This window comes from Streptomyces sp. CB02366, from assembly GCF_001905905.1.
Lineage (GTDB): Bacteria > Actinomycetota > Actinomycetes > Streptomycetales > Streptomycetaceae > Streptomyces.
On sequence record NZ_LIVT01000004.1, the window covers coordinates 346,748 to 359,261 of the forward strand.

At 70.1% G+C, this 12,514-nt stretch carries 12 protein-coding genes; 5 read left to right on the forward strand and 7 right to left on the reverse strand.

Features of this window, described 5'->3' with window-relative positions; translation table 11 throughout:
• Positions 1–55: 55 nt before the first annotated feature.
• A complete protein-coding gene (gene ctaE / locus AMK24_RS15900) occupies positions 56–676 on the reverse strand; it encodes an aa3-type cytochrome oxidase subunit III (protein ID WP_073769395.1) in 621 nt (206 codons plus the stop codon).
• A gap of 199 nt (positions 677–875) precedes the next feature.
• Between ctaE and AMK24_RS15905 the strand changes: the two genes are divergently transcribed.
• On the forward strand, positions 876–1,277 hold the full coding sequence (locus AMK24_RS15905) for a response regulator transcription factor (RefSeq protein WP_073769396.1): 402 nt from the start codon (positions 876–878) through the stop codon (positions 1,275–1,277).
• Positions 1,278–1,329: 52 nt separating this feature from the next.
• Here the strand turns inward: AMK24_RS15905 and AMK24_RS15910 are convergent, their stop codons facing one another.
• The 4 genes from AMK24_RS15910 to ctaC all read right to left on the reverse strand — a co-directional run bounded on the left by AMK24_RS15910 (position 1,330) and on the right by ctaC (position 5,821).
• Positions 1,330–2,583 (reverse strand): L,D-transpeptidase, encoded by a 1,254-nt coding sequence (locus tag AMK24_RS15910; RefSeq protein ID WP_073769589.1) that lies wholly within the window; start codon positions 2,581–2,583, stop codon positions 1,330–1,332.
• A gap of 141 nt (positions 2,584–2,724) precedes the next feature.
• Positions 2,725–3,123, reverse strand: coding sequence for a cytochrome c oxidase subunit 4 (locus tag AMK24_RS15915; protein ID WP_073769397.1), 399 nt, complete (start codon positions 3,121–3,123; stop codon positions 2,725–2,727).
• Complete coding sequence (gene ctaD, locus AMK24_RS15920; protein WP_073769398.1) at positions 3,120–4,856, reverse strand: aa3-type cytochrome oxidase subunit I; 1,737 nt, start codon at positions 4,854–4,856, stop codon at positions 3,120–3,122. The genes AMK24_RS15915 and ctaD overlap by 4 nt, the downstream gene beginning before the upstream one ends.
• The gene (ctaC, locus tag AMK24_RS15925; protein WP_073769399.1) at positions 4,853–5,821 is read right to left on the reverse strand and encodes an aa3-type cytochrome oxidase subunit II; all 969 of its coding nucleotides are present in this window, start codon (positions 5,819–5,821) and stop codon (positions 4,853–4,855) included. Before ctaC ends, ctaD begins: the two co-directional genes overlap by 4 nt.
• A gap of 274 nt (positions 5,822–6,095) precedes the next feature.
• Here ctaC and AMK24_RS15930 point away from each other — a divergent pair, with 274 nt between their 5' ends.
• Complete coding sequence (locus tag AMK24_RS15930) at positions 6,096–7,478, forward strand: cysteine desulfurase/sulfurtransferase TusA family protein (protein ID WP_073769400.1); 1,383 nt, start codon at positions 6,096–6,098, stop codon at positions 7,476–7,478.
• Here AMK24_RS15930 and AMK24_RS15935 read toward each other — a convergent pair whose 3' ends face one another.
• Positions 7,479–8,453 (reverse strand): carbohydrate kinase family protein, encoded by a 975-nt coding sequence (locus AMK24_RS15935; protein ID WP_073769401.1) that lies wholly within the window; start codon positions 8,451–8,453, stop codon positions 7,479–7,481. It lies immediately after the preceding gene.
• Positions 8,454–8,610: 157 nt separating this feature from the next.
• Here AMK24_RS15935 and AMK24_RS15940 point away from each other — a divergent pair, with 157 nt between their 5' ends.
• Both AMK24_RS15940 and AMK24_RS15945 read left to right on the forward strand, forming a co-directional pair.
• Positions 8,611–8,808: a hypothetical protein gene (locus AMK24_RS15940; protein WP_073769402.1), complete on the forward strand. Its 198-nt coding sequence runs from the start codon at positions 8,611–8,613 to the stop codon at positions 8,806–8,808.
• Between the two features lie 195 nt (positions 8,809–9,003).
• Complete coding sequence (locus tag AMK24_RS15945; protein WP_073769403.1) at positions 9,004–10,440, forward strand: hypothetical protein; 1,437 nt, start codon at positions 9,004–9,006, stop codon at positions 10,438–10,440.
• Between the two features lie 156 nt (positions 10,441–10,596).
• Here the strand turns inward: AMK24_RS15945 and AMK24_RS15950 are convergent, their stop codons facing one another.
• Positions 10,597–10,953 carry a HesB/IscA family protein gene (locus AMK24_RS15950; RefSeq protein WP_030118057.1) on the reverse strand — a complete coding sequence of 119 codons (357 nt, stop codon included), beginning with the start codon at positions 10,951–10,953 and terminating at the stop codon, positions 10,597–10,599.
• Positions 10,954–11,204: 251 nt separating this feature from the next.
• Here AMK24_RS15950 and nadA point away from each other — a divergent pair, with 251 nt between their 5' ends.
• Positions 11,205–12,383: a quinolinate synthase NadA gene (gene nadA, locus AMK24_RS15955; protein WP_107427404.1), complete on the forward strand. Its 1,179-nt coding sequence runs from the start codon at positions 11,205–11,207 to the stop codon at positions 12,381–12,383.
• Positions 12,384–12,514: the final 131 nt, after the last annotated feature.

The following is a 12,514-nucleotide window of genomic DNA, read 5'->3' on the forward strand; positions in this document are numbered from 1 at the left end:
GGATTACCCCGGTGTCAGGATCTTCTGCGTCGATGGTGGGCGGGTGCGAGCCCGGTTACTTGATCATGTAGATCGTTGCGAACAGGCCGATCCATACGACATCGACGAAGTGCCAGTAGTAGGACACGACGATGGCGGCGGTGGCCTGATCGTGGGTGAACCTCTTGGCCGCGTACGTTCTGCCGAGGACCAGCAGGAAGGCGATGAGACCGCCTGTCACGTGCAGACCGTGGAAGCCGGTGGTCAGGTAGAACACCGAGCCGTAGGGGTCGGACGAGAGGGAGAGCCCCGCGTCCTTGACCAGCTCGGTGTACTCCAGGACCTGGCCGCCGATGAAGATCGCACCCATCACGAACGTGATGATGAACCAGGTGCGGAGCTTCTTCACATCGCCCCGCTCGGCGGCGAAGACGCCGAGCTGGCAGGTGAGTGAGGAGAGCACCAGGATGGTGGTGTTCGTCGCCGAGAACGGGAAGTTCAGATGGCCGGACATCTCCTTCCAGTAATCGGGTCCCATCACCGATCGCAGGGTGAAGTACATCGCGAAGAGGGCCGCGAAGAACATCAGCTCGGAACTCAACCAGATGATGGTTCCGACGCTGGTGAGGTTCGGCCGATTGACCGACGGGTGCGCGTGCCCGGTTTCTACTGTCGTTGCTGTCGCCACGACCGACATTATGTCGGTCGCTTATCCCGCCCTCACCCCGGGGGGTGCCGTTCGGTGTGTCCGTGCCGTCCGCAGGGGTCGCGCCCTGCGCCGAACGGCCCAGCGCGACGTCGTCATTACCGGTGCTGACGGCCGGTCGGGCGGAGTACGATCCGCGCATCGGTTCATGCCCCGAGAGCCCCGACGACGTCGATGTCACGGAGGAACAATGCAGGCGACCGCCACGGTCCTGGTCTACAGCGACGACGCCAACATCCGGGAGCAGGTGCGGCTGGCAGCCGGTCGCCGGCCCGCCGCGGACGTGCCACCGGTGGAGTTCCTGGAGTGCGCGACGCTCCCGGCCGTCCTCGCGGCGCTGGACGGCGGGGGCGTCGACGTCTGTGTGCTGGACGGCGAGACGGCTCCCGTCGGCGGCATGGGCGTCTGCCGCCAGATCAAGGACGAGATCTTCCGCTGCCCGCCGGTGCTCCTGCTGATCGGCCGCCCGCAGGACGCGTGGCTGGCCACCTGGAGCCGCGCGGAGGCCGCCGTGACGCTGCCGGTGGAGCCGGTGGAGTTCGCCGACGCGCTGGCCGCCCTGCTGCGGCAGCGGCTCTCCGTGGGGGCCTGAGAGGCCGCCGCGGCCCGGTGGGCGGGCGCCCGGCGGGCGCCCGGCCCGGGTCTCAGACGTGGGGACGCAGCCGGGCGGCCTGGAGGGTCTGCGGGCTGTCCGGCGCCCCCTCGTGGAGGGCGCTGCCCCGCTGCCACTCCTCCCAGGAGAGGTTCCAGTCGCCGAACCCGTTGCCGAACGGGTCCATGTCCTCGCCCTCGCTGCCGACGACCTTGACGATGTCGCCCTCGCGTACGGTGTCGAAGAACCACTCGGCGTTGCTCGTGCTCATGCCGGTGCAGCCGTGGCTGACGTTGGCGCTGCCCTGGGAGCCGACGGACCAGGGGGCGGCGTGCACGTACTCGCCGCTCCAGGTCACCCGGGTGGCCCAGTAGACCGGCAGGTCGTACGACTCCGAGGAACCGGCCGCGATACCGATGCTCTCCCCGCGCATACGGACGAACTGCTCCTTGGCGAGCACCACCTTGACCCCGTTGCGGGTGGAGAACCCGGGCTTGCCGGTGGTGACCGGAATGGTGTTGATCACTTCTCCGTTGCGGAGCACCGTCATGGAGTGGTCCGAGGCGTCGGTGACGGCCTCGATCCGGTCGCCGGTCCGGAGCTTGAGCGGCTTGGCGTCGGCTCCGTAGAGCGCGTTGGTCACCTTGATGCCCGCCAGGTTGGAGCGCACCTCGATGGAGGCGTTGGCCGGCCAGTACTCCTTCGGGCGGTAGTGCAGCTTCTTGTCGTCCACCCAGTGCCAGGAGCCGGTGACCGCCGGGGTGGAGCGGACCTTCAGGGCGCGCTCGACGGTGGCCCTGGCCGCCTTGTCGGTGATCGGAGCGCTGAGTTCCGCCGTGATGGGCTGTCCGACGCCGTAGGTGCCCGCCTCAGGGCCGAAGGCGACCTTCAGCAGCTTCTTGGGCGATGAGGTGCCGAAGGAGAGCGTACGGACGCCTGGAGCGCCGTCGGCGTTCTCCATGGCGACCCTGACGGTGTATCCGGTGCCGGCCGCGAGGGGGACGGTGGAGCGCCAGCGCCTGCCGTCGGCGGAGAGCTCTCCCGCGAGGTGGCGGCCCCCGGTGTCCACGGCGCTGACGTCGGTGATGCGCCCCTCGTCGCCCTTGACGGTGACTTCCAGGGGCTTGTCGGGATCGGCCTTCTCCTTGCTGGAGGGGCCGTTGAAGGAGACCTGGTCGCTCGCGTCGAAGGGCTTCGTCGAGAGCGGGTGGCCGTCGGAGGATCCACAGGCGGTCGCACCCGCGGCGAGGGTCACGACCAGCAGGGTGCAGCTCACTACGGTGCGGAGGCGCGGCGTGTGGTTCATGCCGTCCACGCTAGGAAGATTCATCCGTTCCAGCGCGTTCAGTGACTGCAAACGAGGGAAGGGCCCGCGTCGCTCTCGGCGACGCGGGCCCTTCGTGGTGTAGCGCGTGTCACCGCCGGAGCGGTGTCACCGGGTGCGGTGTCACTGGGTGCGGTTCTCGCCCCGGTAGTACTCGAAGACCCAGCCGAAGAGGCCGATCAGGAGCAGGGGGGCGGAGAAGTACAGGAGCCACCAGCCGAAGACGACGCCCATGAAGGCGAAGGCTCCGCCGACCGCCAGGGAGAGCGGCTGCCAGCTGTGCGGGGAGAAGAACCCCAGCTCGCCGGCCTCGTCGGCGACGTCGGCTTCCTTGTTGTCCTGGGCCATGGCGTCGACCCGGTTGGCCGTGAAGGCCAGGTAGAAGCCGATCATGACGGCCAGCCCGAAGGCCAGGAAGAGCGCCGTGGTGCCGACCGGCTCCTTCGACCACACGCCGTACACGATGGCCATGCCGAGGATGAAGACGCTCAGCCAGATGAACATCTGTCCCTGGATCTTCACTTGCCTGCCTCCTTGCCGCCGGCCAGGGCCTTGTCCGACTCGGAGTCGTGGTCGAGCTGCTCCAGCGCGGTGATCTCCGGGTGGTGCAGGTCGAACGCCGGGGATTCGGAGCGGATCCGCGGCAGGGTGAGGAAGTTGTGCCGCGGGGGCGGGCAGGAGGTCGCCCACTCCAGCGAACGGCCGTAGCCCCACGGGTCGTCGACCTCGATCTTCTTGCCGTACTTCGCGGTCTTCCAGACGTTGTAGAAGAACGGCAGCATCGACAGGCCGAGCAGGAACGAGGAGATCGTCGAGATCGTGTTCAGCGCGGTGAAGCCGTCCGCGTCGAGGTAGTCCGCGTAACGACGCGGCATGCCCTCGGCGCCGAGCCAGTGCTGCACCAGGAACGTGCCGTGGAAGCCCACGAACAGCGTCCAGAACGTGATCTTGCCGAGCCGCTCGTCCAGCATCTTGCCGGTGAACTTCGGCCACCAGAAGTGGAAGCCGGAGAACATCGCGAAGACCACGGTGCCGAAGATGACGTAGTGGAAGTGCGCGACGACGAAGTACGAGTCCGAGACGTGGAAGTCCATCGGGGGCGAGGCGAGGATGACGCCGGTCAGACCACCGAAGGTGAAGGTGATCAGGAAGCCGACGGCCCAGAGCATCGGTGTCTCGAAGGACAACGACCCCTTCCACATCGTGCCGATCCAGTTGAAGAACTTCACACCGGTCGGTACCGCGATGAGGAAGGTCATGAACGAGAAGAACGGCAACAGCACGCCGCCCGTCACGTACATGTGGTGTGCCCACACCGTCACGGAAAGACCGGCGATGGCGATGGTGGCCGCGACCAGGCCGATGTAGCCGAACATCGGCTTGCGGCTGAATACCGGGATGACCTCGGAAATGATTCCGAAGAACGGTAGCGCGATGATGTACACCTCTGGATGCCCGAAGAACCAGAAGAGGTGTTGCCAGAGCAATGCGCCGCCGTTGGCCGCGTCGAAGATGTGCGCGCCGAATTTACGGTCGGCCTCCAGCGCGAAGAGCGCGGCGGCCAGGACCGGGAAGGCCAGCAGGACCAGGACACCGGTCAGCAGGACGTTCCAGGTGAAGATCGGCATGCGGAACATCGTCATGCCGGGGGCGCGCATGCAGATGATCGTGGTGATGAAGTTGACCGAGCCGAGGATCGTGCCGAAGCCGGAGAAGGCCAGACCCATGATCCACATGTCGGCGCCGACGCCCGGCGAGCGGACCGCGTCCGAGAGCGGGGAGTAGGCGAACCAGCCGAAGTCGGCGGCGCCCTGCGGGGTGAGGAAGCCGGCCACCGCGATGATCGAGCCGAAGAGGTACAGCCAGTACGCGAACATGTTCAGCCGCGGGAACGCCACGTCGGGCGCGCCGATCTGCAGCGGCATGATCCAGTTCGCGAATCCGGCGAACAGCGGCGTCGCGAACATCAGCAGCATGATCGTGCCGTGCATCGTGAACGCCTGGTTGAACTGCTCGTTCGACATGATCTGCGTGCCCGGACGGGCCAGCTCGGCGCGCATGAAGAGCGCCATGAGTCCGCCGATGCAGAAGAACACGAACGAGGTGACCAGGTAGAGCGTACCGATCGTCTTGTGGTCGGTGGTGGTCAGCCACTTCACGACGATGTTTCCCGGCTGCTTGCGCCGCACGGGCAGCTCGTCCTCGTACGAGTCGTCTGCCGGAGCGGCACCCTGAGGTTCGTTGAGGATGCTCACAGTTGGTTCTTCTCCGCATTCCTGGCCGGGTCCGTCTGCGCGATGCCTGCCGGCATGTAGCCCGTCTGACCCTTGTCAGCCAGCTCCTTGAGGTGCTGCTGGTAACGCTCCGGGGAGACGACCTTCACGTTGAAGAGCATCCGGGAGTGGTCGACGCCGCAGAGCTCGGCGCACTTGCCCATGAAGGTGCCCTCGCGGTTGGGGGTCACCTCGAACACGTTGGTGTGGCCCGGGATGACGTCCTGCTTCATGAGGAACGGCACCACCCAGAAGGAGTGGATGACGTCACGCGAGGTGAGGACGAAGCGGACCTTCTCGCCCTTCGGCAGCCACAGGGTCGGGCCCGGGTTGCCGTTCTGCGGGTTGCGGGTTCCGGGGATGCCCACGTCGTAGACGCCGCCGGCGCCCTCGGGGAAGTCCTTCTGGAACTTGTCGGGGATGGCGTCGAGCTCCTTGGGGACCTCGGGGCCCGCTGCGGGCTGGCCATCCACCTTCTCGATGTAGTTGAAGCCCCAGCTCCACTGGAAGCCGACCACGTTGATGGTGTGGGCGGGCTTGTCGGAGAGCTCGAGGAGCTTCGACTCGTCTCGCGCGGTGAAGTAGAACAGCACCGAGACGATGATGAGGGGAACCACTGTGTACAACGCCTCGATGGGCATGTTGTACCTGGTCTGCGGAGGTACCTCCACCTTGGTCCGGCTACGCCGGTGGAAGATGACGCTCCAGAGGATCAGCCCCCAGACAAGGACACCCGTGACGAGCGCTGCCGCCCACGAGCCTTGCCAGAGGGAGAGGATCCGCGGGGCCTCTTCCGTTACCGGTGTGGGCATTCCGAGGCGGGGGAAATCCTCCCAGTTGTATGAACAACCGGAGGCCGTCGCCAAGACCAGGCCCGCAGTCAGCACCTGCGGCAGCTTCCGCCGCATCGGGCGCCGCGACGAGCGGTCGGAGCCGTTGGGACTCACGTAGCGCCTTCCCGAGAGTCTCGCCCGCACGGTTCGGCGCGCCCGTATGTCTCTGGTCGGTCGCCGGCCCTGACGCGGGCAGGGGTTTGGATGTTTATGCGGACCAAACCCTACTGGACGCTATTTGGGGTCGCGCGGGGAGGGTGCCCAACGCGCCGCCGGACACCCCCATGGAGTGGAATCCGGGCCTCCGGCCCCCATCTGACGGCCCCTCGTCCGCCCGGCGGGAGCGGTCCCCGGCGGAGCGGGGCCGGGGGCGGGCTAGCGTGGCGGGATGCCCTACTTCGACGCCGCCTCCGCCGCCCCCCTGCACCCCGTCGCACGCCAGGCCCTGCTTGCCGCGCTCGACGAGGGCTGGGCCGATCCAGCCCGTCTGTACCGGGAGGGGCGGCGGGCCCGGCTGCTGCTGGACGCGGCCCGGGAGGCCGCTGCGGAGGCCGTCGGGTGCCGCCCGGACGAGCTGGTGTTCACCTCGTCGGGGACGGCGGCGGTGCACGCGGGAATTGCCGGGGCTCTTTCCGGGCGTCGGCGTGTCGGCCGCCGTCTGGCCCACTCCGCGGTCGAACACTCGTCGGTGCTCCACGCCGCGGCGGCCCACGAGGCGGCCGGCGGATCGGTCACCGAGGTCCCGGTGGGCCGTTCGGGGGCGGTGGACCCGGCGGCGTACGGCGAGGCGCTGCGGGCGGACACCGCGCTGGCCTGCCTCCAGTCGGCCAACCACGAGGTGGGCACCGAGCAGCCGGTGGCCGAGGTCGCCGCGCTCTGCGCCGAGGCGGGGACGCCCCTGCTGATCGACGCGGCCCAGTCGCTCGGCTGGGGGCCGGTCCCGGCGGGCTGGTCGCTGCTGACGGCGAGCGCGCACAAGTGGGGCGGTCCCGCCGGGGTCGGACTGCTGGCGGTCCGCAAGGGGGTGCGCTTCGCTCCCCCGGGCCCGGCCGGGGAGCGGGAGTCGGGGCGGGCGCCGGGGTTCGAGAACCTGCCGGCGATCGTGGCGGCGGCGGCCTCGCTGCGCGCGGTGCGGGACGAGGCGGCGGCCGAGGCGGTACGGCTGCGGGCGCTGGTGGACCGGATCCGGACCGTGGTGGCCGAGCGGGTGCCCGATGTGGAGGTGGTGGGAGACCCGGAGCGGCGGCTGCCGCATCTGGTCACCTTCTCCTGTCTCTACGTCGACGGGGAGACCCTGCTGCACGAGCTGGACCGGAGGGAGTTCTCCGTATCGTCCGGTTCGTCCTGCACCAGCAGCACCCTGACGCCGAGCCATGTGCTGAAGGCGATGGGCGTGCTCTCGGAGGGCAACGTCCGGGTGTCGCTGCCGCCGGGCACCGCCGGGGCGGACGTGGACCGCTTCCTCGAGGTGCTGCCCGCTGTGGTCGCCGACGTACGCGAACGGCTCGGCGCCCCGGTCGCCGCCCCCCGCCCCGCCGCCACCGCCGCGCCCCTGGTGGTCGACGCGCTGGGCCGCCGCTGTCCGGTCCCGGTGATCGAGCTCGCAAAGGTGATCGGGGAGGTACCGGTGGGCGCCACGGTGACGGTGCTCGCCGACGACGAGGCGGCGCGGCTGGACATCCCGGCCTGGTGCGAGATGCGGGGCCAGGAGTACGTGGGCGAGGAGCGGGCGGACCGAGGCTCGGCCCATGTGGTCCGCCGGCTCAGCTGATCACGCCAGGTGCTGCCGGATCTCGGCGGCGGCGTCGTGGCCGTACGCCTTGGTGAAGCGGTCCATGAAGGCGGTGCGGCGCAGGGTGTACTCCTGGGTGCCGACCGTCTCGATGACCAGGGTGGCGAGCATGCAGCCGACCTGGGCGGCGCGCTCCAGGCCGACGCCCCAGGCGAGACCGGAGAGGAAGCCGGCCCGGAAGGCGTCGCCGACGCCGGTGGGGTCGGCCTTGACGTCCTCCTCGGGGCAGCCGACCTCGATGACCGGCTCGCCGACCCGCTCGATCCGGACGCCGCGGGCGCCGAGGGTGGTGACGCGGTGGCCGACCCTGGCGAGGATCTCCTCGTCGCTCCAGCCGGTCTTGGACTCGATGAGTCCCTTCTCGTACTCGTTGGAGAAGAGGTAGGTGGCGCCGTCGAGGAGGATGCGGATCTCCTCGCCGTCCATCCGCGCGATCTGCTGGGAGAAGTCGGCGGCGAACGGGATGTTCCGGGTGCGGCACTCCTCCGTGTGGCGGAGCATCGCCTCGGGGTCGTCGGCGCCGATGGAGACGAGGTCGAGGCCGCCGACGCGGTCGGCGACGCTCTTCAGCTCGATGAGGCGGGCCTCGCTCATCGCCCCCGTGTAGAAGGAGCCGATCTGGTTGTGGTCGGCGTCGGTGGTGCAGACGAAGCGGGCGGTGTGCAGAACCTCGGAGATCCGGACGGAACCGGTCTCGACGCCGTGCCGGTCGAGCCAGGCGCGGTAGTCGTCGAAGTCGGACCCGGCGGCGCCGACCAGGATCGGGCGGGTGCCGAGCAGGCCCATCCCGAAGCAGATGTTGGCGGCGACACCGCCCCGGCGCACATCGAGGTTGTCGACCAGGAAGGAGAGGGAGACCGTGTGCAGCTGATCGGCGACCAGCTGGTCGGCGAAGCGGCCGGGGAAGGTCATGAGGTGGTCGGTGGCGATCGAGCCGGTGACTGCAATACGCACGGGGAGACTGCTCCTGCGGAAGGCGAAGGGCCGTGAGTGCGCCCTCCGGGACGACGTGACAGTTCACGCTACCGGGTGAGTCGGGCGACGGGGAAAAGGGAAAACTACCCGATAGTAGGGCTTTCTACCTGAGCTCGGCCGTGGTTACGGTGCGGATATGTCGAACCACACCGCACTGCCCGAGTCCGAATCGAGCCTGGCCGCCCTGCGCGGGGACTGCGCGCGGATGGCGCCGCACTGGACGAAGCCCGCCAGGAGCGCCCCGGCCCCCGTGAAGCCGTCCCTGATCAACGGGGTGACGGTGCCGCCCTCGTCGGCGCGGCTGGTCGACGCGATGACCGAGTACGGGGACTGAGCACCGGCCGGGGCCGGCCGGCGGGCATCGCCTTTCGGCCTTTCCCCACCGGCTCCGGCGCGATCCGCGCGGCGTCCGCGTACGGGGCTCCCAGGCCGGTGGAACCGCACGCTCCCCCGCTCCGTCCCACCGGTGTCCCCGTCCGGGGGCACGCGGTTGGCGCCGCGACGGCGACGCAGTCGAAGGAGCGATCCGGTGAGCACCGAGCGACCCGACAACGACGTGACCGGTTCCCGGCGGCGGCGTCCGCCGCTCGCGGTGGCCTCGGTGGCCGCGGCCGTCCTGCTGGCCGGGGGCGGGGGCGCCTACTGGGCCTCCACCGCCCCGGGCGACGCCGCCGGGGCGGACAGCCGTGCGGCGGCGGAGGACGCGGCCCGGCCGTTGGCCCTGGACGCACCCGCCGACCCACCGGGCGGGGCCTCCTCGGACGCGCCGCCCGCGGGCATCGCCCCCGGCGAACCGGCTCCCTCCGGCCCGCCCGTGGCCTACCGGGCCCCGGGCGGACTTCCGGACGGCCCGGCCGAGGCGGCGGTCCACGTGGCCAAGGGCACGGTCGCACCGGCCGACGTCGCCCGGCTGGCGAAGGCGCTGGGCATCCCGGGCACACCGCGCACCGAGGGCACGTCCTGGGTGGTCGGCGACGACGACGGGCCCGGCGCGCTCCTGAAGGTGGCGAAGCAGGCGCCGGGCTTCTGGACGTTCGCCGCGACCACCCCGTCCAAGCCCTGCGAGCCGGGGGCGATGTGCGCGAACGGCCCCGCCGGGGCGGGCGGCGGCGAGCCGGTGAGCGAGAAGGCGGCGAAGGCGGCCGCGGCCCCGGTCCTCAAGGCGGTCGGCCAGGACGACGCGGCGCTGAACGCCGGCCAGATGATGGGCGACGTCCGCGTGGTGAACGCCGATCCGAAGATCGGCGGCCTCCCGACGTACGGCTGGTCCACCGGTGTCCAGGTGGGCCCGGACGGCGAGGTGACCGGGGGCAGCGGGCGTCTCAAGGCGCCGGCGAAGGGCGAGGTCTACCCCGTGGTGGGCGCGGACGAGGCGCTGAAGCAGTTGAACGCGGAGAGCAGGGGGAAGGGCGACGGCGGTCGGGACATCGGCGGTTGCGCCACTCCCGTGCCGCTGGAGGGCGAGCCGAAGCCCCCGTCCGAGCCCCAGTGCGTGCCGTCGAACGGCAAGCGGGCGCCGGTGGAGCGGACGGTCGAGGACGCGGTGTTCGGTCTGGCGCCGCACCACGCGGAGGGCCGTCCGACGCTGGTGCCGTCCTGGCTGTTCACGGTCCGGCAGGCTCCGGGCGGCCCGGAGGAGACGGTCACGCGGATCGCGGTGGACCCGGAGTTCGTCGAGGAGCCGGAGGTCCCGACGCCGTCCGGGGACCGGAAGGTGACCTCGTACGGGGCGGACGGGCGGACCCTGGAGGTGACCTTCTGGGGCGGCGTGTGCAGTACGTACACGGCGAGCGCGCGGGAGAGCGCGGGCCAGGTGCGGATCACCGTCACGGAGAAGCCGCAGGAGGAGAAGAAGCTCTGCGTCCTGGTCGCCAAGGAGCTGACGCGGACGGTGACGCTGGAGAAACCGCTGGGCGACCGCCCGGTGATCGACGCCGCCTCGGGCGGGGCGGTGCCGCGCCGCTGAGCGGCGGGCCCCCGGCATGCGGAGGCGGCCCCGGGAATGATTCCCGGGGCCGCCTCCGCATGCCGTGTGTTCCCGCTCGCAGCGCCTCGGGCGGTTCTCGAAAGTCCCGCCTGCCCGGCGACGCCCGGGCGGACGGCGCTGCTTCCGGAAGACGCCCTAGCTGAACGAGTCGCCGCAGGCGCAGGAGCCGGTGGCGTTCGGGTTGTCGATCGTGAAGCCCTGCTTCTCGATGGTGTCGACGAAGTCGATGGAGGCGCCGCCCAGGTACGGGGCGCTCATCCGGTCGGTGACGACCTTGACGCCGTCGAAGTCCTTGACGACGTCACCGTCGAGCGAGCGCTCGTCGAAGAAGAGCTGGTAGCGCAGGCCCGAGCAGCCGCCGGGCTGGACGGCGACGCGCAGCGCCAGGTCCTCGCGGCCTTCCTGCTCCAGCAGGGCCTTGACCTTGGAGGCGGCGGCGTCGGACAGGAGGATGCCGTCGCTCACGGTGGTGGTCTCGTCCGATACGGACATCTGCTTCTCTCCCGGGTTGTACGGACTGCTTGCCGACGGTTCAACCGCCAGACCCGCGTAATCATTCCGGGCCGAGCGCTTGTCTGTTCCTTTTCATGCTCGCACACCCGGCCGCCCGGGGGATGCGTCACATCGACGCTATCGGCATCGTCAAAGTGACACGAAGCGGCTATGATAGATAGCGTCAAATAGACGAAAAGGCGCGTTCGCCGAAGCGCAGAGCAGAACGCAGAGAAGAAAGGGTGCGTGACGTGACCACGGCCCAGCCCCTGGACGTACAGCCGACACCCCTCGCGCTGCTGCTGCTCGGCCGAGAGGCCGACCCGAGGAGCGAGCGCGGCGTCGACTGCCCCGGGGACCTCCCCTCCCCGTCCGACCCGGACCTGGTGGCGCGCGCCCGCGCCGCGAAGGAGAGGCTCGGGGACAAGGTGTTCGTCCTCGGCCACCACTACCAGCGCGACGAGGTCATCCAGTTCGCGGACGTCACCGGCGACTCGTTCAAGCTGGCCCGGGACGCGGCGGCCCGCCCGGAGGCGGAGTACATCGTCTTCTGCGGGGTGCACTTCATGGCCGAGTCCGCCGACATCCTCACCACGGACGACCAGGCGGTCGTGCTGCCCGACCTGGCGGCCGGCTGCTCGATGGCCGACATGGCCACCGCCGAGCAGGTCGCCGAGTGCTGGGACGTACTGACCGACGCCGGGGTCGCCGACCGGGTGGTGCCCGTCTCGTACATGAACTCCTCCGCGGACATCAAGGCCTTCACCGGCCGGCACGGCGGCACGATCTGCACCTCGTCGAACGCGAAGCGGGCCCTGGAGTGGGCCTTCGAGCAGGGCGAGAAGATCCTCTTCCTCCCCGACCAGCACCTGGGCCGCAACACGGCCGTGCGGGACATGGGGATGAGCCTCGAGGACTGCGTCGTCTACAACCCGCACAAGCCGAACGGCGGCCTCACCGCCGACCGGCTGCGGGACGCGAAGATGATCCTGTGGCGCGGGCACTGCTCGGTCCACGGCCGTTTCTCGGTCGAGTCGGTCGAGGACGTCCGGGCCCGCATCCCCGGCGTCAACGTGCTGGTGCACCCGGAGTGCAAGCACGAGGTCGTCGCCGCCGCGGACTACGTGGGCTCGACTGAGTACATCATCAAGGCGCTGGAGGCGGCCCCGCGCGGCTCGAAGTGGGCCATCGGCACGGAGCTGAACCTGGTCCGCCGCCTGGCCGACCGTTTCGCCGACGAGGACAAGGAGGTCGTCTTCCTCGACAAGACGGTCTGCTTCTGCTCGACGATGAACCGCATCGACCTGCCGCACCTGGTCTGGACGCTGGAGTCCCTGGCCGACGGCAAGCTCGTCAACCGGATCGAGGTCGACCCGGAGACGGAGAAGTACGCGAAGCTCGCGCTGGAGCGGATGCTGGCTCTGCCGTAGCGTCCGGCCGCTCCCGGAAACCGCCCGGAAGCCCCGGTGCGCCGCAGGCCGGCGTGCCGGGGCTTCCGCGTGCGGGCCCGGGCCTTCCCGGCCGGGCCGGTTCCCCGCGCCGGTGGGAGCGTGTTCGCCGC